Origin of the sequence: Streptomyces sp. ID05-39B (assembly GCF_033794725.1) — a bacterium.
Classification (GTDB): Bacteria; Actinomycetota; Actinomycetes; order Streptomycetales; family Streptomycetaceae; genus Streptomyces; species Streptomyces bobili.
Genome location: NZ_JARGEF010000058.1, coordinates 1 through 26,034 on the forward strand (window position 1 = coordinate 1; position 26,034 = coordinate 26,034).

21 protein-coding genes are annotated in these 26,034 nt (G+C 70.7%); 11 read left to right on the forward strand and 10 right to left on the reverse strand.

Going from position 1 to position 26,034, the window contains the following annotated elements; genetic code table 11:
- Window positions 1–562 precede the first annotated feature (562 nt).
- Window positions 563–1,000, reverse strand: coding sequence for a DUF4442 domain-containing protein (locus tag P1P75_RS15480; RefSeq protein ID WP_086770477.1), 438 nt, complete (start codon window positions 998–1,000; stop codon window positions 563–565).
- Between the two features lie 163 nt (window positions 1,001–1,163).
- On the opposite strand from P1P75_RS15480, the gene P1P75_RS15485 reads away from it, so the two are divergent.
- Both P1P75_RS15485 and P1P75_RS15490 read left to right on the forward strand, forming a co-directional pair.
- A complete protein-coding gene (locus P1P75_RS15485) occupies window positions 1,164–2,192 on the forward strand; it encodes a hypothetical protein (protein WP_319255581.1) in 1,029 nt (342 codons plus the stop codon).
- Between the two features lie 148 nt (window positions 2,193–2,340).
- The gene (locus P1P75_RS15490) at window positions 2,341–3,669 is read left to right on the forward strand and encodes an MFS transporter (protein WP_319255583.1); all 1,329 of its coding nucleotides are present in this window, start codon (window positions 2,341–2,343) and stop codon (window positions 3,667–3,669) included.
- Between the two features lies 1 nt (window position 3,670).
- Here P1P75_RS15490 and P1P75_RS15495 read toward each other — a convergent pair whose 3' ends face one another.
- The 3 genes from P1P75_RS15495 to P1P75_RS15505 form a co-directional block, all read right to left on the reverse strand.
- Entirely contained in the window at window positions 3,671–4,516 is an 846-nt protein-coding gene (locus P1P75_RS15495) for a fused MFS/spermidine synthase (RefSeq protein ID WP_319255585.1), read from the reverse strand.
- Between the two features lie 200 nt (window positions 4,517–4,716).
- A complete protein-coding gene (gene tuf, locus P1P75_RS15500; RefSeq protein WP_319255587.1) occupies window positions 4,717–5,886 on the reverse strand; it encodes an elongation factor Tu in 1,170 nt (389 codons plus the stop codon).
- A gap of 322 nt (window positions 5,887–6,208) precedes the next feature.
- On the reverse strand, window positions 6,209–6,931 hold the full coding sequence (locus tag P1P75_RS15505) for a DNA alkylation repair protein (RefSeq protein WP_319255590.1): 723 nt from the start codon (window positions 6,929–6,931) through the stop codon (window positions 6,209–6,211).
- 49 nt (window positions 6,932–6,980) lie between these two features.
- Between P1P75_RS15505 and P1P75_RS15510 the strand changes: the two genes are divergently transcribed.
- Window positions 6,981–7,775, forward strand: coding sequence for a VTT domain-containing protein (locus P1P75_RS15510; protein ID WP_319255592.1), 795 nt, complete (start codon window positions 6,981–6,983; stop codon window positions 7,773–7,775).
- Window positions 7,776–7,876: 101 nt separating this feature from the next.
- Here P1P75_RS15510 and P1P75_RS15515 read toward each other — a convergent pair whose 3' ends face one another.
- Window positions 7,877–9,046, reverse strand: a complete 1,170-nt coding sequence (locus tag P1P75_RS15515) for a thiolase family protein (protein ID WP_319255594.1) — start codon at window positions 9,044–9,046, stop codon at window positions 7,877–7,879.
- A 128-nt stretch (window positions 9,047–9,174) separates the two neighbouring features.
- Between P1P75_RS15515 and P1P75_RS15520 the strand changes: the two genes are divergently transcribed.
- Window positions 9,175–9,648, forward strand: coding sequence for a helix-turn-helix domain-containing protein (locus P1P75_RS15520; RefSeq protein WP_319255597.1), 474 nt, complete (start codon window positions 9,175–9,177; stop codon window positions 9,646–9,648).
- A gap of 242 nt (window positions 9,649–9,890) precedes the next feature.
- Here the strand turns inward: P1P75_RS15520 and P1P75_RS15525 are convergent, their stop codons facing one another.
- Together P1P75_RS15525 and P1P75_RS15530 are read right to left on the reverse strand one after the other, a co-directional pair.
- Window positions 9,891–10,817, reverse strand: coding sequence for a PmoA family protein (locus tag P1P75_RS15525; protein WP_319255599.1), 927 nt, complete (start codon window positions 10,815–10,817; stop codon window positions 9,891–9,893).
- Window positions 10,814–11,995 (reverse strand): Gfo/Idh/MocA family oxidoreductase, encoded by a 1,182-nt coding sequence (locus P1P75_RS15530; protein ID WP_319255600.1) that lies wholly within the window; start codon window positions 11,993–11,995, stop codon window positions 10,814–10,816. Before P1P75_RS15530 ends, P1P75_RS15525 begins: the two co-directional genes overlap by 4 nt.
- Window positions 11,996–12,303: 308 nt before the next feature.
- Here P1P75_RS15530 and P1P75_RS15535 point away from each other — a divergent pair, with 308 nt between their 5' ends.
- From P1P75_RS15535 to P1P75_RS15565, 7 genes are all read left to right on the forward strand, one after another.
- On the forward strand, window positions 12,304–13,179 hold the full coding sequence (locus tag P1P75_RS15535; RefSeq protein WP_319255602.1) for an undecaprenyl-diphosphate phosphatase: 876 nt from the start codon (window positions 12,304–12,306) through the stop codon (window positions 13,177–13,179).
- 485 nt (window positions 13,180–13,664) lie between these two features.
- Complete coding sequence (locus P1P75_RS15540; RefSeq protein WP_086022988.1) at window positions 13,665–15,170, forward strand: ISL3 family transposase; 1,506 nt, start codon at window positions 13,665–13,667, stop codon at window positions 15,168–15,170.
- 353 nt (window positions 15,171–15,523) lie between these two features.
- A complete protein-coding gene (locus P1P75_RS15545; protein WP_075693505.1) occupies window positions 15,524–15,886 on the forward strand; it encodes a MaoC family dehydratase in 363 nt (120 codons plus the stop codon).
- A 904-nt stretch (window positions 15,887–16,790) separates the two neighbouring features.
- Complete coding sequence (locus P1P75_RS15550) at window positions 16,791–17,219, forward strand: ester cyclase (RefSeq protein WP_006378598.1); 429 nt, start codon at window positions 16,791–16,793, stop codon at window positions 17,217–17,219.
- Window positions 17,216–17,770, forward strand: coding sequence for a TetR/AcrR family transcriptional regulator (locus P1P75_RS15555; protein WP_231885174.1), 555 nt, complete (start codon window positions 17,216–17,218; stop codon window positions 17,768–17,770). The genes P1P75_RS15550 and P1P75_RS15555 overlap by 4 nt, the downstream gene beginning before the upstream one ends.
- Before the next feature lie 217 nt (window positions 17,771–17,987).
- Window positions 17,988–18,830: an alpha/beta fold hydrolase gene (locus P1P75_RS15560; protein ID WP_006379149.1), complete on the forward strand. Its 843-nt coding sequence runs from the start codon at window positions 17,988–17,990 to the stop codon at window positions 18,828–18,830.
- Between the two features lie 123 nt (window positions 18,831–18,953).
- Entirely contained in the window at window positions 18,954–19,406 is a 453-nt protein-coding gene (locus P1P75_RS15565) for a DUF1569 domain-containing protein (RefSeq protein WP_006379044.1), read from the forward strand.
- A 433-nt stretch (window positions 19,407–19,839) separates the two neighbouring features.
- Here the strand turns inward: P1P75_RS15565 and P1P75_RS15570 are convergent, their stop codons facing one another.
- The 3 genes from P1P75_RS15570 to P1P75_RS15575 form a co-directional block, all read right to left on the reverse strand.
- Entirely contained in the window at window positions 19,840–21,966 is a 2,127-nt protein-coding gene (locus tag P1P75_RS15570; RefSeq protein WP_173402941.1) for a glycoside hydrolase family 2 TIM barrel-domain containing protein, read from the reverse strand.
- A 237-nt stretch (window positions 21,967–22,203) separates the two neighbouring features.
- On the reverse strand, window positions 22,204–22,743 hold the full coding sequence (locus P1P75_RS42025) for an alcohol dehydrogenase catalytic domain-containing protein (protein ID WP_078507299.1): 540 nt from the start codon (window positions 22,741–22,743) through the stop codon (window positions 22,204–22,206).
- Between the two features lie 249 nt (window positions 22,744–22,992).
- A complete protein-coding gene (locus tag P1P75_RS15575) occupies window positions 22,993–25,971 on the reverse strand; it encodes a glycoside hydrolase family 2 TIM barrel-domain containing protein (RefSeq protein WP_216868753.1) in 2,979 nt (992 codons plus the stop codon).
- Window positions 25,972–26,034: the final 63 nt, after the last annotated feature.

The following is a 26,034-nucleotide window of genomic DNA, read 5'->3' on the forward strand; positions in this document are numbered from 1 at the left end:
GGTAGGGCGGGCGTGGGGGGTTCGGGGACTGCACGGAACCGTTTCCTTCCGATTCGGCGAACGGCACACGAATACGCGTCCGTCGGAAAGCAGGTGCCTGATTGGTGCGTACTTTTGGTCCGGCCAGGCGTGTTGTCCTGATCGACCTGGCCCGGGGGGAGGCTCACCTTCGCACAGGCGCCTCACGGGAAACAAGGCGTTCGAGTGACCGTTGTTCAAAACGTGAGCGTTCCAGATTAGTTACCGCCGGTATCCGCACCCCCATTCGAAATTCACCCGGGCGGCAGCACCAACTTGTGTGCGGGAAAAGCCGGAGGCCACACGGAATCTCCAAGTTCCGCCGGAAACCCTTCCCCCGAGACACCGGGACTCCGGGCTGCGGCCGATGAATCCGGCTACGGCCACGTGGCTACGGCCACGTGGCTACGGCTGCGGCTGCGGCCAAGGTCCGGTCTGCACGGGTCTGTTGACGCCCGCGTCCCGCGTCGGGGCCCTCGACCTCGAAGCAAAGAACCCCGGGGCGGCCGTAGCCGCGCCGGGGCCCTCCCCCGAAACCGTGCGCTCAGCCGTTGGGCCGCAGGGTCCACACCACCGTCATCTCGCCCGTGACAGCCCCGTCCGCGCGGCGGATCTCGATCGCGACCGGGAACTCGGGCCGCTCCCCCGCGTCGAGTTCGGCGACCACCTCGGCGGCCGGGCGCCCCAGGGTCGCCGTCGCCGTGACAGGCCCCATCGCGAGCTTGCGGTAACCGATTTCGGCACGGACGGCGAGCGGCACCGCCCGTGAGAGCTGGTCCCCGAACGCGGCGAGCACGATCGCCCCGCTCGCGGACTCGCCGAGCGTGAACATCGCACCGGCGTGCGGCCCGCCCACGTGGTTGTGGAACGCCCCCTGATCCGGCAGAGCCACCACGGCCTTCTCCGGCCCGGTCTCCAGGAACTGGAGGTTCAGGGTCCGGGCCATGGGCACGGTGGCGGCGAGCATCTCACCGATGGACATCTGGTCTGCGCTCATGCCGGGAGGTTACCCACGAGTAGCCTTCGCTGACCAGGGCCGCGGAGTGCGGTCTTCGTCTCAGATCGGGCTCCGAGGCCGATTCGGTACGGCACTGACGAGGGGCGGTGACCTGTTCGTGTCATGGACGGCACTAGGGTTTCTGGCCATGTGGCCAGGACAGCAGCCGCCCGGGGGAGAGCAGAACCCGCAGGCGCAGAACAACCCGTACCAGCAGCCGGGATACCAGCAGCCGAATCCGTATCAGCAACCCGGTTTCCAGCAGCAGCCCAACCCGTACCCGCCCACGCCCCAGTGGGGCACGCCGGGGGTCCCTGGGACCCCGCAGCCCGGCGGTGGCGGCGGAATCCGGACGAAGGTGATCGCCATCGTGGCGGCCGCGGCGGTCGTCGTGGCCGCCGGTGTCACCGGATTCCTGGTGCTGGGCGGCGACGAGGACGAGAAGCCGGAGGCCAAGGGCAAGGCCAGTGCCAGCCCGTCGGTGTCCGACGAGCCGAGCGGCTCGGCCTCCGCCTCCTCCGGTTCGTCGGGCAGCGGCGACAACCCGCGCGGCACCGAGACCGAGAAGCCGACCGTCGCGGGCTGGAAGGTCGTCGTGAACCCCAAGTGGGGCATCGCCTTCGACGTCCCCGCGGACTGGGAGGTCCAGTCGCCCGGCCTGAGCCAGGGCTTCGAGTGGGAGGACAAGGAGCAGCCCGACGGCTACGACGCGATCATTCAGTCGGGTACGGCCGAGTACAAGTCGAAGTGGTGCACGTCCGACGACGACAAGGACGGCAAGACCGACGACACCGCGCTGGCCATGGTCGGCAGCAAGGGTGCCGAAGGGGCCAAGAGCACGGACGAGATCGCCCTCAACACGCCGGCCTGGTGGGTGTTCGGCGGCTACACCGAGCCGGACCGCAAGAGCATCAGTACCGAGAAGAAGGCCACCCCCTTCACCACGGCCTCGGGCATCGTGGGCAGCTACGCGTGGGCGCAGTCCACGAACACGCCCCAGAAGGGCAAGTGCGACAGCGACGGCAAGGCGATCACCTTCGGGTTCAAGAACTCCAACAGCGACTACGTGTCGTGGAACCTGTACGGCGCCAAGGGCGTCAAGGACGAACTGCCCAAGGCGACCATCATGCAGATCCTCGCCACGGTGCGGCTGCACGGGGAGCCGACCGGAGGCTGAGACCCCACCGCCGCACGCCGAACCGATGACCGGGTCCGATGACCGGGTCCGAAGACCGGGTCCGAGAAACGGGTCCGGTAGACGAGTCGGGCTGACGAGTCCGATTATCGGTTTGGCAGATCGGTGACCGGGCGGGGATAGTCGGCCGGTGACCTCAGCCGCCGACCCCCGCCCCCGCCTGCGCAGACCCTCCTGGGCCGGCCGCAACTACAGCCTGCTGACGGCTGCCGCGTTCGTCACGAGCCTCGGCAGCCACGGGGCCCTCATCGCCGCCGCGTTCGCCGTCATCGAAGCCGGCGGGGACGGCGGGGACGTCGGTCTGGTGGCGGCGGCCCGCACCCTGCCGCTGGTGCTGTTCCTGCTGATCGGCGGCGCGATCGCCGACCGGCTGCCTCGGCACCGGGTGATGGTCGCGGCCAACGCCCTCAACTGTGTGTCGCAGGCCGCGTTCGCCGCGCTCGTCCTGACCGGCGAGCCGCGGCTGTGGCAGATGATGCTGCTGACCGCGCTCGGCGGCACCGGGCAGGCGTTCTTCAGCCCGGCCGCCGAGGGCATGCTGATGTCCTCGGTGCGGGGCGAGCAGGCCGGCCGGGCGTTCGCGGTGTTCCGGATGGCGATGCAGGGCGCGGGCGTCGGTGGCGCGGCCCTCGGCGGCGCCATGGTCGCGGTGATCGGCCCGGGCTGGGTCCTCGCGGCGGACGCCGCCGCCTTCGCGGTCGCCGGGTCCCTGCGCGCGTTCCTCGACGTGGGGCACATCCCGGCGCGCGGTCAGGGCGGCGGCCTGCTCTCCGATCTGCGCGAGGGCTGGCGGGAGTTCAGCGGCCGCCCGTGGCTGTGGGGCATCGTCCTGCAGTTCTCCGTCGCCAACGCCGTCGTCGGAGCCGCCGACGCGGTCTACGGCCCTCTCGTCGCCCGGGACCATCTGGGCGGGGCGGGCCCCTGGGGCCTCGCCCTCGGCTTCTTCGGTGCCGGCACGGTGGCCGGCGCCGTGCTGATGACCCGCTGGAAACCGCGCCGCCTGCTCTTCGTCGGCACCCTCTGCGTGTTCCCGCTGGCCCTGCCCTCGGCGGCCCTCGCCGTGCCGGTACCGGTCGCCCTCCTGTGCACGGTGATGTTCCTGACCGGGGTCGCGCTGGAGGTGTTCGGCGTGTCCTGGATGACCGCCCTCCATCAGGAGATCCCGGAGGACAAGCTCTCCCGCGTCTCGGCCTACGACTGGTTCGGCTCGGTCGCGCTGGTTCCCCTGGCCATGGCCCTCGCCGGCCCCTCCGAGTCCCTCTTCGGCCGCACGGCGTCCCTGTGGGGCTGTTCCGTCCTGGTCGTCGTGGTGACGGCGGCGGTCCTGTGCGTACAGGACGTACGCGACCTGACCCGCCGTACGAAGCCGGTGGCCGGACACCCGGCCGTGACGGACCCCGACGGGAGCCCTGTGAAGCCGGCCCCGGCCCCGGCCGCGGCGCCCTCGGACGAGGGTTGACTCACCCGATCCCGAACGCCCCGGACGGCGGCACCGGTGACGGGACCGCCGCCTCCTCGGTCACGGGAGAGGCGTCGCCGATGAACTCGCGCAGGGGCGGGCCGTGTTCGACGCGGGCGGGGAAGGCGTCGGAGGCCGTACGGCGGGCCAGCGGCGGCACGTCGAGGGGGTGGTGGGCGGCGATGAGGACGGTGTTCCCGAACCGGCGGCCACGCAGGACCGCCGGTTCGGCGACGACCGCGAGATGCTCGAACACCTCGGCGAACGTGGCGAGTTGGGAGCGCAGGAAGGCGAAGGGCGCGGCGTCCGCGAGGTTGGCCAGATAGACGCCGTCCGCGCGCAGCACCCGCCCGGTCTCGCGGGCGTAGGACAGGGTCGTGAGGTGGGCGGGGACGCGGGAGCCGCCGAAGACGTCGGCCACGAGGACATCGGCGGATTCGGCCGGGGCCGTCTCCAGCCAGGCCCGCGCGTCGGCCGCGTGCAGGGTGATACCGGTGCCGGCCGGGACCGGCAGGTGCCGCGCCACGAGGTCCAGCAGGCCCTGGTCGGCCTCCACCACGTCCTGCCGCGAGCCCGGACGGGTGGCGGCCAGGTACCGGGGCAGGGTGAACGCTCCGCCGCCGAGGTGCAGCACGTCCAGCGGCCGGCCGTCCTCGGCCACGGTGTCCAGGACGTGCCCGAGCCGACGGGTGTACTCGAACTCCAGGTGCGTGGGCTCGTCGAGGTCGACGTACGACTGCGGCGCCCCGTCCACCGTCAGCAGCCAGGCCCGCTCCCGGTCGACGTCGGGCATCAGCTTGGCGGTGCCGTGGTCGACGGCTCGGGTGACGGGTATGGAGTCGTTCACCCTGACATTGTGCCTGTGCGCCAACTGGTGCCCGGCCCACGGCAGCACCGGGCACCGCACGGGCACGGGGCACCGGGGGACCGGTCCCGCACCGGTCCCGCGGTCACCCACGCGCGCGTGTCCGCCGCCGTCACTCCGCCGCCGTCACTCCGGCGACCTCACAGCACGGACGTCACAGCACGGCCGTCACTCCACGGCCGTCACTCCACGGCCGTCACCGTTCCCGCCGCCACGGTCCGGCCGCCCTCACGGACGGCGAAGCCGAGGCCGGGCTCCAGTGGCATCTCGCGTCCCAGCTCGACGGTCATGGTGACCGTGTCACCGGGGCGCGCGACCGCGGCCTCACCGAGGTCGACATCCCCGACCACGTCCGCCGTACGGATGTAGAACTGCGGCCGGTACCCCGTGGAGAGCGGCGTCGAGCGCCCGCCCTCCCGGGTGGACAGCACGTACACCCGCGCCGTGAAGCGCCGGCTGGGCACCACGCTCCCCGGCACGGCCACCACGTGCCCGCGCCGTACGGCGTCCCGCGGCACGCCCCGCAGGAGCAGCGCCACGTTGTCGCCGGCCTGCGCCTCCTCCATGGGCTTGCCGAAGGTCTCCAGGCCGGTCACCACCGACTCGACGCCGGCGCCGAGCACGTCGACACGGTCGCCGACGCGGACCGTGCCGCGCTCCACGGCACCGGTGACGACCGTGCCGCGCCCGGTGATGGTGAGCACGTTCTCCACGGGGAGCAGGAACGGAGCGTCCACATACCGCTCGGGCATCGGCACATAGGTGTCCACGGCGTCGAGCAGCGCGTCGATCGACGCCGCCCAGCGCGGGTCGCCCTCCAGCGCCCTGAGCCCCGAGACCCGTACGACGGGCGCGGAGTCACCGCCGTAGCCGTGCGCGGTGAGCAGGTCACGGACCTCCAGTTCGACGAGGTCGATCAGCTCCTCGTCGCCCGCGTCGGCCTTGTTGAGGGCGACGACGATGTGGTCGACGCCCACCTGACGGGCGAGGAGGACGTGTTCGGCGGTCTGCGGCATGATCCCGTCGAGCGCGGAGACGACGAGGATCGCCCCGTCGAGCTGCGCGGCCCCGGTCACCATGTTCTTGATGTAGTCGGCGTGACCGGGCATGTCTACGTGCGCGTAGTGCCGGGTGTCGGTCTCGTACTCGACGTGCGCGATGTTGATGGTGATGCCGCGCGCCGCCTCCTCGGGGGCGCGGTCGATGCGGTCGAAGGGCACGAAGGTGCCGGCCCCGCGCTCGGCGAGGACTTTGGTGATGGCGGCGGTGAGTGTGGTCTTGCCGTGGTCGACGTGACCCATGGTGCCGATGTTCAGGTGCGGTTTCGTGCGCACGTAAGCCGTCTTGGGCATGGCGATACCTCGAAGCTCTCGAAAGGGTGCTGTACGACGGCCCCGGCGGCGACGGACGCGCCGGCCGGGACGGGGACCCCGGAGAACTCACCGACCCTCCCCCTGCGGGGTCCGCCGGTCGATCCGGAGAGGGTCAGCTTCGGGCGCCGTCGACAGCGGCCACGAGAACGGGGACGGCAGCCTTCGGCGTATCCGCGACTGCGGATACCGCGAGGAGGAAGGCGTACCGGAACATGGGTCGATACTCGCCGACGGTGGAACCGGTGTCGAACGGTTTTCCCAGGCGGGCGGGGGCCGGCCGGCCGTCGCCCATCGGGCCGGGTTACGCCCCGATGTTCTTCAGGGCCTCGCGCACGGTCAGCGGAGCGAAGCGCCCCCGTTCGCGGGCGAGGAAGTCACGGACGGCGTCCGGGTCGGTCTTCGCGTACTCGCGCAGGGACCAGCCGATCGCCTTGCGGACGAAGAAGTCGGGGTGGCCGGACTGGCGCAGGCAGTAGCCGAAGAGACGGCCGGCGTCGGTGCGGTCCTTGTATCCGAGCTGGTGGAGCAGGGCGGTACGGGCGACCCACAGGTCGTCGTCCGTGATCCAGGCGTCCATCTCCGCGGTCAGGCGCGGGTCGGCGGCGACGAGCGGCCCGACGACATGGACGGCGAGCAGGTCGACGGTGTCCCACCAGGAGACCGTCGTGACGAGCCGGCGGACGACGGGCAGGAACGCGGAGGAGCAGCGTCCGGCGTACCGGCGAAGGTAGTCCACGGCGAAGTAGTGGTACTCGCGCTCCGGGAGTGCCCAGCAGCGCAGGCCGATCGCCGTGCAGTCGGCCTCGTCCGGGCGGGACAGACCGGCGAGGACGGACCGGGACAGGGCCCGCCGCTCGGGCGTGGGGATTCCCAGGAAGGGGGACACGTCCTTCATGTACGCGCGCATGGCCGCCGCCCTGGCGGGGTCGGCCGCCGCGCCGTACGCCGCGGTCAGCCGCTCCAGGACGGTGTCGGCGAGAGCGCTCGGCGGTACATCCGCCGTTCCCGCTCCGGTCACGGTCATGAGACGAACCATACGGCGATCACACATGTCCTTCGGTTAGTGTCGCCGGATGCCCGATGCCCACACCCGCTCTGGGGGCACCGCCACGGCCTCTCCCCGGGCCGTCGCCACCGAGCTGGTCGTCCCCGTACCGCTCACCCCCGTTCCCGCCGTCGCGCCGGCCTCGGCCGGGTTCGCGACGCGCTCCACGAGAGCGCTTCTCTCGCCGTGGGTGCGGTTCTCGCTGCTGGTCACCCTGCTCGCGGCGGCCGCGTCGAGCGTGCTGCTCCTCGAACCGCAGCGGCTGCTCTCGCAGGGCTGGCCACCCCACCTGGGCGGTGTCGCCGCGGCGTCGGTCTTCGCGGTGGCATACGGGCTGTGCACGGTGGCGTTCGTGCCACGGCCGTTGCTGAACCTGGCCGCCGGAGCGCTGTTGGGCTCACAACTGGGCCTCGGCGCCGCGCTGTCGGGCACGGTGCTGGGCGCCGGGCTCGCCTTCGGGCTCGGCCGGATCCTCGGGCAGGACGCGCTGCGGCCCCTGCTGCGGGGGCGGCTTCTGCAGGCGGCGGACGGCCAGTTGAGCCGGCACGGGCTGCGGTCGATGCTGGCGGCCCGGCTGTTCCCGGGGGTGCCGTTCTGGGCGGCGAACTACTGCGCGGCCGTCTCGCGCATGGGCTGGTTGCCGTTCCTGGCCGCGACCGCGCTGGGTTCGGTCCCCAACACGGCCGCGTACGTCGTCGCCGGGGCGACCGCCTCGTCCCCTTCCTCGCCGCTCTTCCTCGTCGCGCTGGCGGCCATCGGCCTGCCCGCCGCGGTGGGCGCGGTGGTGGCCTGGCGCAAACGCCACCACCTGCGCCGCCGCTGACACCTCGGCTGACACTTGACACCTCCGGGGAGGCGCGCCGGAGGTCCGGGGAGTCCTGGGACTTCTGCCGTGTGCGGGTCTCCCGAGAGGTTCGCCGTGCGTCAGACGCCCTCGAGGATCATCGCGTTGGCGAGACCGCCCGCCTCGCACATCGTCTGGAGGGCGTAGCGGGCGCCGCGTTCGCGCATGGCGTGGACGAGGGTCGTCGTCAGCCGGGTGCCGCTCGCGCCCAGCGGGTGGCCGAGCGCGATGGCGCCGCCGTGCACGTTGACCTTGTCCAGGTCGGCGCCGGTCTCCTGCGCCCAGGAGAGTACGACGCTGGAGAACGCCTCGTTGACCTCGAACAGGTCGATGTCGTCCAGGCTCAGATGCGCCCGGCGCAGCACCTTCTCGGTGGCCGGGATGACGCCGGTGAGCATCAGCAGCGGGTCGGAGCCGGTGACGGCGAAGCTGTGCAGGCGGGCCAGCGGACGCAGGCCGAGCCGGGCGGCGGTCTCGCCGGAGGTGATCAGCACGGCGGAGGCCCCGTCGTTGATCGGACTGGCGTTGCCCGCGGTGACGTTCCACTCGATCTGCGGGAAGCGCTCCGCGAAGGCGGCGTCGTGGTAGGCGGGCCGCAGCCCCGCCAGGACGTCCAGGGTGCTGTCCGGGCGGACGCACTCGTCGCGCGCGACGCCGTCCAGGGGTGCGACCTCGGCGTCGAAGAGTCCCTTCTGCCAGGCCGCGGCGGCCTTGTGGTGCGAGGAGACGGCGAAGGAGTCCATCTGCTCGCGCGTGATCGACCACTTCGCGGAGATGAGTTCGGCACTGATGCCCTGCGGGACCAGGCCCTCCGGGTAGCGCGCGGCGATGCCGGGGCCGAAGGGATCCTTGCCGGGCGGCACGTTGGACCACATCGGCACCCGGCTCATCGACTCCACGCCACAGGCCACGACGAGGTCGTAGGCGCCGGAGATGACACCTTGCGCCGCGAAGTGCACGGCCTGCTGGGAGGAGCCGCACTGCCGGTCGACGGTGGTCGCGGGCACCGTCTCCGGGAAGCCCGCCGAGAGGGCGGCGTAGCGGGTGGTGTTCATGGCCTGCTCGCCGACCTGGTCGACGGTGCCGCCGATGACGTCGTCGATGAGCGCCGGGTCGACGCCGGAGCGCTCGACGAGGGTGCGCAGGGTGTGGGCGAGAAGTTCGACGGGGTGGACGTGCGCGAGAGACCCGTTCGGCTTGCCCTTGCCGATCGGGGTGCGTACGGCTTCGACGATGACTGCGTCACGCATGTGCGGGCCTCCTTGGCCGCCGGGGCGGTGACTGTCCGCCGGGCGTGGCCATTACCGGTGAGTAGGAAATCCAAACTCACCATAGCGCCCAGAGTTGGAAAATCCAACCCTCCCCTAGACTGAACGGCATGGCCGCCTCCACCAAAGACCCACGCCCCTGTTCCATCGCCGACTCCCTGGCGCTCGTCGGCGAGAAGTACTCCCTGCTCGTCCTGCGGGAGGTGTGCCTGGGCAACGGCCGTTTCGACCAGCTCGTGCGCAACATCGGCGCACCGCGCGACATCCTGGCCACCCGTCTGCGGCGGCTCGTGGACGCGGGGATCCTCACCAAGCGCGTCTACAGCGAGCGCCCGCAGCGCTTCGAGTACCGGCCCACACAGGCGGGGCTCGAACTGGAGCCGGTCATGCTGACCCTCATGGCGTGGGGCGACCGCCACCTCCGCCCGGACGACGACCGCCCCATGGTCGTCGAGCACGTCTGCGGCCACGAGATGCTGCCCGTGGTCACCTGCGCGGCCTGCGGCGCCCCGGTGCACCACGAGGACCTGTCCGCCCACCCGCAGACCCCCGGCTGGACGGTGACCGGCCCGACAGCCGCGTAGCTCCTGCTCCGGATCAGCCCTCGCACGAGCCGGGGGTGATCCAGGTACGCCGACGTCGCGGCGCGGTCCACCCGACCGACGGAGCCGAGCGCCGGCTGCGGTACGGCAGCACGGGAGCCGGCGAGCTCAGGAGCTCCCGGCCCGTCGGCACCCCCCGAACGCCGGCCCGCACCTCACCGCCACAGCCTTCCGGCCCGCACCCAATCACCGCACGCGCGCGGCCACTCACCGCGCGCCCCCACTCACCAGGGATGCGCCGCCAGATACGCGCCGATCTCCTTCCGCTCCCAGGCGCCGTCCGCCACGACCACCCGGTAGCGGCGGGTGAGGGTGTCGCCGGGGGCCAGCTCCAGTTCGTCGTGGAAGGCCCAGGACGGGGCGATGCCGGCGAAGGGCTCGTTGCGGACGAACCAGTGCGCGGGGTGGGCTCCCGCGTCACCAAACTGATCGTTCTCGGGGGCGTGCGCGAAGACGACCGTGGCGTGACCGTCGGTGCCGTCGTGCTCGCCGGACAGCGCCAGCCAGGGGCCCTGGGTTCCCATCAGGCCGGGCCCCTCCCCCTCGGGGCCGATGATCCGGCCGTCGCGGAAGGCACGCGGGCCGCGCCAGAACAGGCCCGTATAGCCGGCCCTCTCCCGCCCGGCGGTGGTCGGACTGCCGAACCGCAGCGGCTCCTCGCGGCGGTTGGTGATCGCGCTGGACCAGGTCAGCGCCCAGGAACCGGCGGCCCGGTCCACGTCGTGCACCTCGATCCGGCGCCGCTCCTCGGCCCACAGCTCCCCGCCGTGCGGATGCCAGGTCAGCCGCTCGGCGACGACGACGCGGTCGCCGTCGGCCGCGACCTCGTCGAAGCCGACGTGCGCCATCGAGCCGACGCGCTCCGGGAGTTCCAGATACCCCTCGCCGTGGACGTAGCTGTTGCCGCCCCACAGGTTGGCGCCCGAAAGGTGCGAGGCGGTCAGCGACAGCCCCTTGTGCCACCGGTGGTCGTTGGGCCGGTAGTCGGTGACGACATCACCCGCGAGGGTGCGCAGCGGGTGGATGTACGGCTTCGGCGCCTCCCAGGCCGCCTCGGGCCGGTAGACGTACGCGAGCAGTTCGACGCCGCTGTCCGGATCGGTCACGGTGACGCGGTCGCCGTGGATGTGGACCAGACGCAGCCCGGTCATGCCGACACCTCACGGACGCCGACGGCCACGCCGGTGGGCCGGACGGCGCCCGCAACACCGGGGGCCCAGCCGGGAGCGCCCCCGTGCAGGGCCGTGTAGAACGGGTCCCCGGGCCCGATCTCGCCCCGCTTCACCGTCACGTCGGTGAACGCCGACTTGTACAGCGCGCTGACCAGTTCCAGGCTGGTGCGCCCGTCGGCGCCGCTGCCGCGCGGCCGCTCCCCCGCCCGCATGCTCGCGACGAGCGAGCGCAGCTGGGCCAGGTGGGAGCTGGGCACGTCCAAACCGAAGTCCTGCCAGGCGGCGGCCCGTGCCGCGGGGACGTGCCGGGCCGGGGTGATACGCCAGTTCGCGTTTCTGTGGCCGTAGAGGTGGGTCAGCTCCACCGTGGCGTCCTCGCAGTCGATGCGGATGCGGCTGACCTCGTCAGGGCTGAGGACGCTGTTCACGATCGTGGACATGGCGCCGTTCTCGAACCGGACCAGGGCGGTGGACACATCCTCCGTCTCCACGTCGTGGACGAGCCGGCCGGCCATGGCCCGCACCTCGCTCCACGGTCCGAGGAGGTCGAGCAGGAGGTCCATCTGGTGGATGCCGTGGCCCATGGCGGGGCCGCCGCCCTCCGTCTGCCAGCGTCCGCGCCACGGAACGGCGTAATAGGCCGTGTCGCGATACCAGGTCGTCTGGCAGTGTGCGACGAGCGGCCGCCCCATCGCCTGCTCGGCGAGCAGTCGCCGTACGTGATGGGAACCGGAGCCGAAGCGGTGCTGGAAGACGATCGAGGAGTACGGCCCGCTCCCGGCCCCCTCCTCGGCGACCACGGCGTCGTAGTCGGCGAGGGTCGGCACGGGCGGCTTCTCGCACCACACCCAGGCGCCGGCGCGCAGCGCCGCCACGCTCTGCTCGCGGTGCAGGGTCGGCGGGGTGCAGATCGCCACCAGGTCGGGGCGCTGCTCCGCGAGCATGCGCTCCAGGTCGGTGTAGGCGTGCGCGATCCCGCCCTCGGCGCAGAATGCCTCGGCCGCGCCGGCATCGACGTCGACGGCGGCGACGACTTCGGTCTCCCCCTCCGCCGCGAGCTGGGCGAGCGCCGGCAGGTGGGAGCCGCGGGCGATGGCACCCGTGCCGATGACGGCGGCACGGATCCGGCGTCCGGCGAGCGGAGGGGATGGGGACATGGGCGTGATCAGCACTCCTCCGACGAACGACCCAGTTGAGGGCAGGGACGGCGGCAGGTATCGATGACCGAATAGCAAGCGCTTTCCCTCGGCAGCAACGTAAGCGGCGGCCCCCTGGCCGGTCAACACATACGCCCTGTTCCACCGGCGTGCGCACCTCCCCTACCCGATCTCCTGCGAAACCCCTGTGCCAGGCCTGTCCCCCGGGGGCGCTACGCTGCCTTCGAACACACCCACTTGATCACCGCGCGCGGCGGCCCGCCGTGTCCGCCTGCCCTTCCCGATCGGCACTTGGACTCCGTAACCTCATGTCTTGGTTCGAATCACTCATCCTCGGACTCGTCCAGGGGCTGACCGAGTTCCTCCCCGTCTCCTCCAGCGCGCACCTGCGGCTGACCGCAGCCTTCTCAGGCTGGGAGGACCCCGGAGCCGCCTTCACGGCGATCACCCAGATCGGCACGGAAGCCGCCGTACTGATCTATTTCCGCAAGGACATCGGGCGGATCATCTCCGCCTGGTCCCGGTCGCTCTTCGACAAGACGATGCGCAAGGACCACGACGCCCAGATGGGCTGGCTGGTGATCGTCGGCTCGATCCCGATCGGTGTGCTCGGCGTCACACTCAAGGACCAGATCGAGGGTCCGTTCCGCGACCTGCGGATCACCGCGACGATGCTGGTGGTCATCGGCATCGTCATCGGCATCGCCGACCGGCTGGCCGCCCGCGACGAGAACGGCGGCCGGCACCGGGCGCCCAAGCAGCGCAAGGGCCTCGAGAACCTGAGCGTCAAGGACGGCCTGATCTTCGGCCTCTGCCAGGCCTGCGCCCTCATCCCGGGCGTCTCCCGCTCCGGCGCCACGATCAGCGGCGGCCTGTTCATGGGCTACAAGCGCGAGTCGGCGGCCCGTTACTCGTTCCTGCTCGCCATCCCGGCGGTGCTGGCCTCCGGCGTCTTCGAGCTGAAGGACGCCATGGAGGGCGGCCATGTGGCCTGGGGGCCGACCGGGTTCGCGACGGTGATCGCGTTCGTGACCGGATATGCCGTCATCGCGTGGTTCATGAAGTTCATCTCGCACAAGAGCTTCATGCCGTTCGTCTGGTACCGCATCGCCCTCGGTGTGGTGGTGATTGTGCTGGTCAGCATGGGTGTGCTGAGCCCGCACGCGGGCGAATCCGGCGGCTGAAACCGGGCCGCACAGGTAGCGCTGTCTAGCATTTCCTAGCGCCTGATTGCAGCATCACGCCATGATCATCTCCCACTTGTCTCCCACTCGTCTCCCACCTGGGAGGCGGGACGCACGGCCAAGTAGGGGATGACGCGGAAGGGCCCGCACGATGGTGCGGGCCCTTCCGCACAGAGGGTGGAACGCGTCATCTGAGGTTCATGTCCGGCCTAGGCCGCGACCCTCTCCACGAGGAAACGCAGCCGCTCGTCCACCGTGTCCCAGGCAGCACCCGGTGAGGTCGTCCAGCGCGGCGGCGGCCGTGAGGGTGAGCCGGCCGAGGCGCGCTTCCATGTCCTCCCACGTGTGCGTCACCTCGACTGCCTCACCAGGCGGACCCGTGCCCCGTACACCGTTATGGCGGCTCTGTTCCGTAGTCGGTGGTGACGGTTGGTGACGGGCGTCGTTGATGTTGTATGCGAGATGTCAACTCCCTCGTGGCAACGGTGTTCTCAGGGCTCTCAGCGCTGGTCATCGAGGATGTGGCGGACGACGGCGAGATGATCCGGGTCTTGGCCCGAACCCGGGATGTTCCCTTTCCCTGCTCGATGTGCGGGGTCCCGACGGGGAAGGTGCACGGATACCACGTCCGGACCGTTGCGGATGTGCCGGTCGATGGCCGCCGGGTCGTGGTCAACGTCCGGGTACGACGTCTGGTCTGCCCGGTCCTGGGCTGTCGGCGGCAGACCTTCCGCGAGCAAGTCCCTGGGCTGATCGAGCGCCTTCAGCGCCGCACCACGCGTCTGACCAGCCAGGTCTCGGGGGTGGTCAAAGAGTTATGCGGCCGGGCGGCTGCCCGGCTCACCCGGTTACTGGCCGTGCCCGTATCGTTCGCCACCGCCCTGCGGGTGCTGCGGGCAATACCCCCGCCGACGCTGCGGATCCCGAGGGTGATCGGGGTCGATGACTTCGCCCTGCGCCGCCGGCACCGCTACGCCACGCTCATCATCGATGCCGAGACCGGGGAACGCGTCGACGTCCTGCCCGACCGGGAAGCCGCCACATTGGAGGCTTGGCTGCACGGGCAGAAAGGGATCGAAGTCGTGTGCCGGGACGGCTCGGCCACCTACGCCGAGGCGATCCGCCGGGCCTTGCCCGACGCGGTGCAGGTCAGCGACCGCTGGCATCTGTGGCGGAACCTGTGCGACAAAGTTCTGGCCGAGGTCCGCGCCCACGCCCCCTGCTGGGCCACCGTCAACCCGCCCCGGCCCGGCGGCGTCCGCGAGCAGACCACCCGCGAGCGCTGGCATAAAGTCCACGCCCTCCTTGACTCCGGCGTGGGCCTGCTCGACTGCTCCCGCAGACTGAACCTCGCCCTGAATACCGTCAAGCGCTACGCCCGCATCCCTGAACCGCCCGCGGATCGCATCGCCCCCCGCTACCGGCCCACCCTTGTCGACCCCTACCGCGACCACCTGCGCCGACGCCGTGCCGAGGAACCCGCCGTCCCGGTCACCCATCTCCTCGAAGAGATCCGGAAGTTGGGCTATACCGGCAGTGCCAACCTGCTGGTCCGCTACCTCAATCAGGGCCGCGCTGAAGGCGACCGCCCCGTGACAACCCCCCGCCGCGTCGCCCGGCTCCTGCTCACCCACCCCGAGCACCTGTGGACCAAGGACACCGACCTGCTCGGCCTCCTCACCGCGGCGTGCCCGGAGATGACCGAACTCGCCCGACTCACCGGCGAGTTCGCCGCGTTCCTTACCCCGGCCCATGGCAACAACGACAAGCTCTCCCGGTGGATCGCGACAGTCCGCACCGCTGGCCTGCCCCACCTGCTCAGCTTCTGTAACGGCCTCGAACTCGACCGCGCCGCCGTGAACGCCGGCCTCACCCTGCCCCACCACAACGGCCGGACCGAGGGCGTCAATACCCGAACCAAGAAGATCATGCGGCAGATGCACGGCCGAGCAGGATTCGACCTCCTCCGTCACCGCATCCTCCTGCAATGAGGAGAACGCACCGTCACCACCGACTACGGAACAGAGCCCGATTGCTGACACGTCCTCAGGCCGATAAACAGGGGCAGCCACGCGCCGTGGACCATTACTGGGCATTCCGGGTCAGCGGGTGCGGGCCACCAGTGGCGGTGCTGGTGGAGAAGGCGTCAACACTGAAGGGGCGGCAGCGCCAGGCCACCCAGGCTTCCGGGGCTCGTCCAGCGAGCGGTGCAGCAGGCGCCCAGCGTTGTGGACCAGGTACGCGACGACGCCAGCAGCGTCACATTGCTGTGTTCAGGGGACCGCGTCCGGCACCTGAACAGCGGTGGCGGTGAGTGCCGCCGTAGCGCCCGCCCCAGAATGACATCGACCGTTTCGCCGATGTCACCGGCGATCACCAGTGGATCCACCTCGACCCGAACAAGGCCGCGAAGGGCCCGTACGGAACGACGGTCGCCCACGGCTATCTGGTCCCGTCCCTCGTCCCCATGCTCCTGTCGGAAGCCGCGCGGACCGAGGGGCTGACCGCCGCCATCAACTACGGCAGCAACAAGGTCCGTTGCCCGGCCCTCACACCCGTGAACTCCCAGGTGAGGGGCATGGTGGAGCTGACGGAACTGCGGCGCGGACCGCAGGGAGCCCAGGCCGTCCTCCGCGTCACCGTCGAGCGGCGGGGCGGCGACAAGCCTGTGTGCGTCGCCGAAGTCGTTGCAGTGCTCTTCGAGTGAACCCACAGAGGAGAAAGCTGACATGAGAACCCCTCCCTCATAGCGGAGGGAGGCATCACCCCGTCGGCGACCTCCTCCCCACGGAGACCAGCCGCGGCATCTTCCCCTTCGGCGGCGTCACCACCCCACCGTTCGACCCGGTCTGCCTCCGGCCAACCAAGGCAGCGCCCTCCTCGACAAGCGGCGGCTGGGCGAACTGGCCGTCCAGCGAGTCGGCCAACTCCCCGCAGGCGAACTGCCACCCCCTATCGTCCCGATACCAAACTTGGATGTCCGCGGCACGCCGTGACTCACCCTTTACCTCGATCCGGCAGCGAGGTTCGGGCGCTGAGCGACTCGGCGGTTCGCTCGCAATGTCCCCTGCAGTCGGGGGTGGGCCGTCGCGTGACGCTGCGGCTGCGCCGGGCTCCACGGGCCCGGGGTGGTGCGGGTCTCCCCCGTTCTGGTCTTCGTCGGGACAGGACCGACGGTCGGGTGACGGCGGGAAGTTCAGAGAGTCGCCGCCCGCAGGTGGTGAACGCGTTGGCCCAGGGCCAGGTGGCCTCGATGCGGAGCAGGCGGCGGGCGTGCTTCGCGATGCGGGCCCGCAGGCGGCAGAGGCGAAAGCGCCTGGTGCCGGGCTCGGCATCGACCAGATCGGCGTGGTCGCGCACCGCCAGGAGCCTCACCCAGGCGTCGCGGTCGGCGGTCAGGTTGGCGGAGAGCATCCAGCCGCAGTTCCCATCCCAGGACTCGGGTGGGAGGTCAATCAGGCCCATCACCTTGTTCGTGGGGCACCCGGTCCTCAGTTCGCTTCGCTGTAGTCGTCACCGCGGATGATGCCCCAAGGCAAGCCCCCACCTTGGGCCAACCGGCCCTTGGCTCGCATCTTACTTACCTGTAAGTTAGAAGCATGGTTACCACCGTGGCCGAAGTGGCCGCATCAGACATCAAGGCCCTTGAGGCGTTCTGCGATCGATGGGAGAGGGCTTGGAACGAGCACGATGGCGATGCCGCGGCGGCGTTGTGCGCCGAAGACCTGGTGTACGACGAGCCGGCGCTCGGTGAGACGGCACACGGCCCCGACAGCCTCCGCGCCTTCGTGACGCAGATGGCACAGGCCTTTCCCGACTACTCGTTCACGCGTATGGGGTTGTACGGGGAGGTGACGCGGCGGGCCGTGCTGGTGGCGTGGCGCTTCTCGGGGACCCTCGCCGGCACGGGGCAGCGCGTGGAGTTCCACGGTGACGACCGTCTGGAGCTGGGAGAGGACGGGCTGATCCACGCCTACCGGTGCCTGTACGACCACCGCTTCGTGCTGAGTCAGATCGGCCGCGCGAAGGCCGAGAAGTGACCGAGCCCGGCCGCACCCGTAAGCCGGCGTCGGTGCGGCGGGCTGAGATCATGGAGGCGGCCGACGCTGAGTTCGCCCGGAAAGGACTGTCGGGGGCGGGCATCGAGGCGATCGCCGCACGGGTCGGCATCTCCCATCCCCGCATCGTGCAGATGTTCGGCTCGAAGCGTGATCTGTTCCTTCAGGTCGTACACGCGGCCTACGACGGGATCGAGGCCACCTTCGAGAGCGCCGAACCGACGCTGAGCGCGCTCGGTGACGCCTACCGGCATCTCCTGCAGAGCCGACCCACTGTCGGCCTCGTCCTGTTGCAGGCTTATGCCGCGTCAGGCGACGCGGTGGTCCAGGAGTCGGTACGGCGGCGCCAGCTCGACCTCCAGCAGACCATCACCCGTCTGACGGGCGCCGACCCGATGCAGGTGCGCTCCTTCTTGGCCACCGGTCTCGTCCTGACGGTCTCCACCGTGCTGGACCTGCCTGAACGGCGCACCGACACGGAGTGGGGCGCCTGGATCATCGGCCGCACGGACCCACCCACCGACGAGCCATGAGGCGCAAGCGGCGACAGAACTGATGCGCCCTGAGGGGCACCCGCAGCGCCGCGACACCGCGCGATCGACGAGCCGTCACCCTAGGTCGCCGCAGCTGTCGCCGCATCTCCACCCGCCGGCTCGTCCTGGCGGTGGCTCTTTCGGCGCTGCTCGGCAGCGGAGCGTTCGTGGGCACGATGCCCCGACGGGGCGCCCACCTTCCCGAAAAGGATGCACCATGACAGAACACCTTGAAATCCCATCGGCTTCAGGCACCTTCGACGCGATCGCAGCAGGACCCGCCGACGGGCGCCCCGTCCTGCTCCTGCACGGCTTTCCCCGGACCGCCGTCCTCTGGGAAGAACAAGTGGCCGCGCTGGGTGACCAGGGCTTCCGCGCGGTCGCGCCCGACACCCGCGGCTATTCGCCAGGTGTGCGCCCGATGCGTGCCGACGCGTACGGGGTGAGCGAACTGGTCGGGGACGTTCTGGCGGTGGCCGACGCACTCGCCTGGAACCGCTTCGACCTCGTCGGACACGACTGGGGCGGCGCCATCGCCTGGTGGACCGCGGCCCGGCACGCCGAGCGACTGCGCACGCTCACCACCGTGTCGACGCCGCATCCCAACGCGCTGGGCGAGGCACATCGCACCGACGACGACCAACGCCGTCGCTCCCAGTACCAGCAGGACTGGCGCAGCCCCGACACAGAGGCCCGCTTCCTCGCGGACGACGCCGCGCTCCTGCGTTCCCTCTACCAGGGCAAGGTTGCCGACCATCACGTCGACTCATACGTACAGCGTCTGTCCGAACCCGGTGCGCTGAGCGCGGCCCTCAACTACTACCGCGCCGACCGGCCTGACGCCGCGGTCGGGAAGATCCAGGTACCCACGCTCTACGTCTGGGGCACCGAGGACGTCGCGCTCGGGTCCACCGCAGCTCATGCCACAGAAAAATGGGTGAGCGGCCCCTACTCGTTCCACGCACTGCAAGGCATCAGTCACTGGGTCCCCGATGAGGCTCCCGAGGTCCTCACCAGCCTGATCATCGACCACCTGAACGAGCATGCACCGGCGCTCTGACGCAGTAGTCAGTACCAGTGCTTGCCCAGCGAGCGGGGAGTGCCCGGCATGGGCCTGCCGCCAGGGGCGGGACCGACGTCGGGGCCCTGGCCGTCGAGCATGCAGGAAACGGAATCTTGCGATATGACCTCACTCACCCTCGTCCAGCTCACTGAACGGCTCCGCAAGGACCTCGGTCGCCCCGAGCGTGACCTGCTGGCGCCGGGCAGCGCCTGGAACCTGTCCCAGACACTGCAGCACTGTGCCCAGACCGTCCGCTACTCCGTCTCCGGTTATCCCAAGCTCAAGCCCGCCCTGTTCCGGGCGACGGCAGGCGCTCTGGCCAAGTGGGTCTTCCTGCGCCGCGGAGCGATGAAGCACCCGCTCGGCGCGGAGATCGACGGAGCGCCGCCGCTGGACCCGGGCCTGCCGGTGAGCGAGGCCGCGGCCGGCTTCACGGACGCGGTGGCCCTGTTCACCGGCCACACCGGAGAACACGCCCCCCACCCCGCCTACGGACGCTGCACACACGACGAGTTCGCGCGGCTGCATACCATGCACCTCGCCGAACACCTCCCGGGACTGGCCCATGCCTGACACTGCTCCCGCCGGTGCTCGTTCATCGTGACGCAGGACGTGCGCGACGCCGTTCTGCGGCCGGGCGAATTCACCCTCCGCACGAAGCTGACAGTTCCCATCGAACGGGCCATGGCTCGCCCTGCCGTGATCATGGCCCCGACGGCAGTCGCACGAAGCTGACGCCGTGGGCGACTCGGCGTGACACGCGGCGGCGGACTGAACGGCACATCGAAGCTCCGGTCGGGCAGAACGACCTGACAGGTCACTCTGCCCACCGGAGCTTCGTCGCGTACGTCGTGTGCCACCTGGCATCGTCACGCCGCCGAGACCCGCCCACCTACGGGATCGTGGCGGTGGTCATACGGCCACCCGAGAACTGTGGCATCGCCCGCCCTACCCCTGTAGCGCCTGTGCCGCGTGCGGACCGGGCGGCTGTCGAGGGGCGGGGTTCTCAGCCGAGTGTCCAGTTGACGCTGTCGGTATAGGTGGAGCCGTTGATGGTCGCGGTGACCGTCACGGTGTTCTGGCCGGGCCTCAAGGTGATGCTGGGCCATCTGAAGATGTGGTCGCTGCTGCTCCGGGTTCCCAGGGAGGTGCCGTTGAGGGTGGCGGTGACCTGGCCCGCGTTGGAGTAGACCTTGAGTTCGGTGGTGGGCTCGGTGCGCTGGGTCCACCGACGGCTGGTGATGTAGAGGGTGGGAGTGGTAGCCCAGTTGGACTTGTACCAATAGAAGGCGTCCTTGCGGATCTGCCGGTCGCGGGTGACCAGGCCCTTGTCGTTGATGCCGGGCTGGCCCCCCTCGCTGCGGCCGTCGGAGGGGAAGTCGAACATGGCCCAGACGAACGTGCCCCAGATGAAGGGACGGGCGGCGAGCTGCTTCCAGGCCGCTTCGTGGAACAGCGACTGGTACTCCTCGGGGTGCCAGGATCCGCCCGGAGCCGGCTTGGGCGGGTTGAGGGCGTGCTGGGTGGTGCTGGCGCCGACGCCGTACTCCGACATGGCGATCCTGCGGGACGGGGAGGTGGCGTGCAGGTTGTCGGCCCACGCGCCGAGGTCGCCGTCCTTGGAGCCGTAGTACCAGCCGTAGTACTTGTTGAAGCCCGTGGTCTGGGTGTGCAGTCCCGCCTGCGCGTTGTCGGGGTCCTCGCCGCGGACCGCGTAGGTGGAGAGCCTGTCCGGGTCCTCGGCCTCGACGATGTCGGCCAGTGACGCGAGCAGCGTGTTCGTGGCGGTGCCGTTGTAGTCGATCTGCTCGTTGCCGATGCCCCAGAAGGCGATCGAGGGGTGGTTGTAGTTCTGCCGGATCAGTTCCCGCAGCTGGTTCTGGGTGCTGGTGGTGAAGGCGGCCGAGTCGGTGACGAGGTCGACCAGGGGAATCTCCGCCCACACGATCATTCCGCGTTCGTCAGCGAGGTTGTAGTCCTTCTGGTCGTGCTGGTAGTGCGCCATCCGGACGGCGTTGGCGCCGATCTCGCTGATGAGGTCGAAGTCCTGGGTGTGATCGGCGTCGGATATCGCCCAGCCCTGGCCGGCCCGGTCCTGGTGCAGGTTGACGCCATGCAGGTGGAGGTGGCTGCCGTTGAGGCGGAACCCGGTGTTGGCGTCGACGGCGATGGAGCGAAGACCCAGGCGTTCGGTCACCACATCCGTGATCTGGTCCCCGCCCCCGGTGACGTCATGGATCTCGACGCCGGCGTTGTGGAGGTAGGGATCCGCCAGGCCGTTCCACAGGTGCGGGCTGCTGATGTGGAGAGTCTGCTGGACCTCCGTGCCGGTGGCCGCGAGGACGGTCTGCGCGGTGCTGCTCGTCTCCGCGACGACGGTCCCGCTCTTGTCCGCGATGACGCTGCGCACGACCACCGATCTGGTGGTGGTGCTGTCGTTCCACAGCTTCGTCGTGACGGTCACCGTGGCCGAGGCCGCGCTCACGTTGGTCTGCCGGAGGTAGACGCCGGGGCCCGCGTAGTCCGTCATCCGGACGTGGAGGTCGTCGACGGCCCACAGGCTCACGTTGCGGTAGATGCCGCCCTGGAAGGTGTAGTCCGCGCTCAACGGGGCGATGCCGGTGTCGCGGGCGTTGGTCACCTTCACCGCGATGACGTTGTCCCCGCCCGGGACGAGCGCGGCCGTGGCGTCGAAACGGAAGCGGGAGTACCCGCCCTTGTGCTGCCCGAGGTACGTGCCGTTGACCCAGACGTCGGCGATCTGGTTGACCCCGGCGAACTGCAGGTACAGCCTCTTTCCGGCGAGTTCGGCCGGCACGGTGTAGCGGCGGCGGTACCAGCCCACTCCGCGGTAGTAGTCGTTGCCGCCGTCGGCACCGCCGACGGCGTTCCACGTGTGGGGGGTGACGACGGACGTCCATCCGGAGTCGTCGAAACCGGGCGCTTGCGCACCAGTGGCGTCCGCTCTGATGAATCGCCACCCGTTGTTGAGGTGGATCCACACCCGCGGATCCGGCGCCGTGTACGTCACAGCGGCGGACGCGGCACCGGCATGCGGGATCCCGGCCAGCGTGGCCAGAACTCCCGCTGCCGTCCCGCCGAGTACCTGTCGGCGACTGGGCAAACCTGTCATGTCAGAACTCACTTTCCGTGGAGTCGAGAAGGAAATCGACCTGGCGCGGCATTACGCCGACGACCGTGGCGGGCCGGGCAGCACCCGGATCGGGCTGACGGCCTGCTTCAGACAACCGGGAGGAGTGCCCCGGCCCGCCTCGCGTCCAGTCGGCGCTTCTCCCGGGCAGCGGCGCCGTAGTGGCACGAGGTGTGATTCTCGGAGATGCGGGGCCGCGCCGGCCGGCGCGGCCGTTGGTCATGTGGAAGCCGGGCGAGGTCGCACCTGGAGAGAGGGCCCCGGCACGTCGGCACAGTCGAGCGGAATGCCTCCCGATGACCCCATGGCCGAACCTCGCCAAGCCCGAGGAAGGACCGACACACGGAGCAACCCCCTATACCTGGGCTCACCACTCGGCTTCCGCCATCGGCTCTCGGACGACTGCGACGCGCTCATGGAGTCGGGAACCCGGTAGAGACAACGCTCGTGGCCGACCCTGCGCGCAGGGCACAGCCCGCAAGGCTGGGTGGGGTTGATCACGACCAGGCCACCGGGCTTGAGGCCGGCGACGGCCGGGCCGACCTCGGTGACCGTGCCCACGCCCTCGCGGCCGAGGATCAGGCCCTTCTGTCCGATGGCGTACTTGCCCTTCCGTTTGGTCATCAGACGGTGTGCGAACCCATGGATGCATCCTTGAAGACCGCACCGCTGTTTCGGCCCGTCGCTGACGAAGTGTGTGCCGGGAAACGGTCCTGACGAGGGCGGTGGGCTTCGCCGGGTCGCCTGGCCGGCCGCCATCGCCCCTCGACAGCGGCCCGGGGCTCGCCGAGCTCGGCACAGGCTCGCGCGTAGGCCTCGGCCCGGCCGATCTCGGAGAGGGGGATGCGGCAGGCGCCCGGCTCGAGCGGCATGCTCTCGTCGAGGGCAGTCCGCGGTCCGGGACCATCGTTCGGGGAACCGCCAGCCACCCCCGCCGCCGGGCCGTGCAGCGCCCGGTCGGCCCGCCGGCCCACGGTGGGCAGCAGCGTCGCCGACGGGCTCTGTTGCTCAGGCGCCCGGTGTGATGCGCAGCCTGATGGTGCGGGCTTCGGGGCGCAGCACGAACTCCGGCCACACGTCCGGCCCGCAGGACCGGGAGCCGAGTCCGTGCTGGACGGCGTCGATGATCAGGTGACTCGCGGTCGACTCCGGGAGCTCGAAGGGATGTGCGGCGCTGGCGATCTGCTGGGGGGTGTGGCGCCCGAGGGTGAAGCCGGGGCGCCGACCGCGGGCGTCGGGGAGTGCCACGAGCCGCAGTACCTCGGTGCCGCCGCTGGTCAGCGTGAGGCGCCGCAGCTGGGAGCGGTGGCCGGTCTCCTGGGGGCGCGCGTAGGCGACCGCGAGGTCCCCGATCGGGTAGGAGAAGCGGCCGGTGCGGGCCGCGCGGAGACTGTCGGGGTAGGACTCCAGCGGGCCCAGGCCGAACCAGTCCGCGCCGTCGACGGGTGCCGTCCCGTCGGGCAGTTCGAAGCGCACCCCGATCCGCGGCCACACCGACCGCCAGCCGCGCGACGGCTCGATCTCCACGCGCAGTTCGAGTTCGCCGTCCTCGATCGACCAGAGGGACTCCACGGTCACCGAGAGGGCGGAGCCCGCGGCGGAGACCCGGTCCACGGTGCGCAGGGCGTCCGCGGCCTGCTCGACGTCGAGGCGCCGCGTGGTCAGCCGGTCCAGGCCGTCGCGGCGCCAGGTGTCGGCGCTCGACACCCCGAGGACGCTGTTGTCGCTTCCCTCCAGCCGGTCGGCCCGGCTCTCGTCGTTGTCGGTGGGCGCGCGGAACAGTTCCAGGCGAGGGCCGGCCACGGGGCGCCCGGCGAGGCGGGTGAGGGAGCCGCCGGTGAACTCGGCGATGCCGAGCGTGAGCGTTCCCTCGCCGGGCCGCCAGTCGCGCCGGGGCCGGGCGACGGGCACCGGCCGCCGTACCGAGCGGTCGAGTTGGGCGGTGGCGATCTCATGCCCCTGCGGCGCCCAGGCGGTCGCCGTCGCCAGCACCGCCTCGACCGTCAGCCAGGTCTCGCCGTCCGGGGCCACCGCGACCGGCGGCAACGGCACCCGCCCCGACTCGCCCGCCGCGAGGACCGGGGCATCCCACTCCCCCAAGTCCACGAGGTTCCCGTCGTGCTCGACGCGCCAGCGAAAGCGCAGGTCGGACGTGTCGGCCGAGTGCCGCAGGTTGGTGATCACGAGCTTGTCGCCGTCGAAGGCGAAGCGGATCGGCGTCACGACCGCCTTGAACTCGTACAGGCTCGGCGTCGGCACGTCGTCGCTGAGCAGCATCCCGTCCATCACGAAGTTGCCGTCGTGCACGACCTCCCCGAAGTCGCCGCCGTAGGCGTGGTACGGCGTCCCGTCCGGGGCCGTGGCCAGGATGCCGTGGTCGCGCCACTCCCAGACGAAACCGCCGTGCACCCGCGGGAACCGGTGGACCAGTTCCTCGTACTGGTCGAGGGCACCCGGCCCGTTGCCCATCGAGTGGGCGTACTCGCACAGCAGGAACGGCTTGGTGCGCTGCCGGGCGCCCTGCGCGGGGGTGCAGCCGAGCAGCGGCGCGACGGAACCGTCCGTGCCGATCTGCTCGATCTCCGGGACCGTCGGATACATGCGGGAGTAGACGTCGGTGTACTCGCCGGTGTAATCGCCTTCGTAGTGCACGGGACGCTCGGGGTCGCGGGCGTGGACCCAGGCCGACATCGCGGCGAGGTTGGCGCCGGTTCCGGCCTCGTTGCCGAGTGACCAGATCACGATGGCGGGGTGGTTCTTGTCCCGCTCGACGGTGCGCTGGACACGGTCCAGATAGGCGGCGCGCCAGGCCGGGTCGTCGCTCGGGTTGTCGGCCCAGTCGACGTTCTCGAAGCCGTGGGTCTCCAGATCGCTTTCGAGGACGACCCAGAAGCCGAGTTCGTCGGCGAGGTCGAGCAGCCGGGGATGCGGGGGGTAGTGACTGGTGCGGATGGCGTTGACGTTGAACCGCTTCATGCGGGCCAGGTCCGCGCGGGCGTGCTCCTCGTCGAAGACCCGGCCGCGCTCGGGGTGGGCCTCGTGCCGGTTCATCCCGTGGAAGACGACACGGCGGCCGTTGACCAGGAGCCGGTCGCCGTGGATCTCGACCGTGCGGAAGCCGACCCGCAGGGCGATGCTCTCCGCGGCCGAGGACACGGTGGCGTCGTACAGGCGGGGCCGCTCGGCCGACCACGGCTGGACGCCCGCGATGTCGAGGGGCGCCACGTCGGCCGGGGTGGCCCAGACCCGCTCGACGCCGAGTTCGGGGATGCGCAGGGTGACGGGGAACGCGGCGGCGTCGGCGGTGACCTCCGGGTCGATACGGCCGTTTCCGTGGTCGTAGCCGGTGCGCAGCCAGACGTCCTCGACGCCCCCGGCCGGGCGGGCGAGCAGGGTGACGTCCCGGAAGATGCCCGGCAGCCACCACTGGTCCTGGTCTTCCAGGTAGCTGGCGGCCGACCACTGGTGCACCCGTACGGCGACGACGTTGCCGCCCGGTCGCACCGCGGACGTCACGTCGAACTCGTGGGCCAGCCTGCTGCCACTGGCGCTGCCGATCTCGACGCCGTTCACCCACACCCGGAACAGCGACTCCACCCCGTCGAACCGCAGCAGGACCCGCTCGGCGTCCGACCAGTCCTCGGGGACGTCGAAACGGCGGCGGTAGTCGCCGGTGGAGTTCTCGTCGGGGACGTGCGGCGGGTCGATCGGGAAGGGGTACTGGACGTTCGTGTAGATCGGCCGGCCGTAGGCGCCGTCGCCCTCCAGCACCCAGTGCGCCGGCACCGGGATGCTGTCCCAGCCCCGGTCGTCGAAGTCCTCGGAGGCGAAGTCCTCGGCGACGGCCGCCGTGGGCGACAGACGGAACTGCCAGGAGCCGTTGAGCGACTGGGAGGGAGCGTCGGAATGCAGCCAGGAGCGGGCCGGGCGCAGGGCGCCCCGCCACGGTGCGGTGTCCGACACATACGTGGGGAGCTGGGAAGGCAAGGGGCTCACAACCTTGTTGGGGCGTTCGGTGCTCACAGGTGCTGCTCCGGGGAAGTGCGGGGA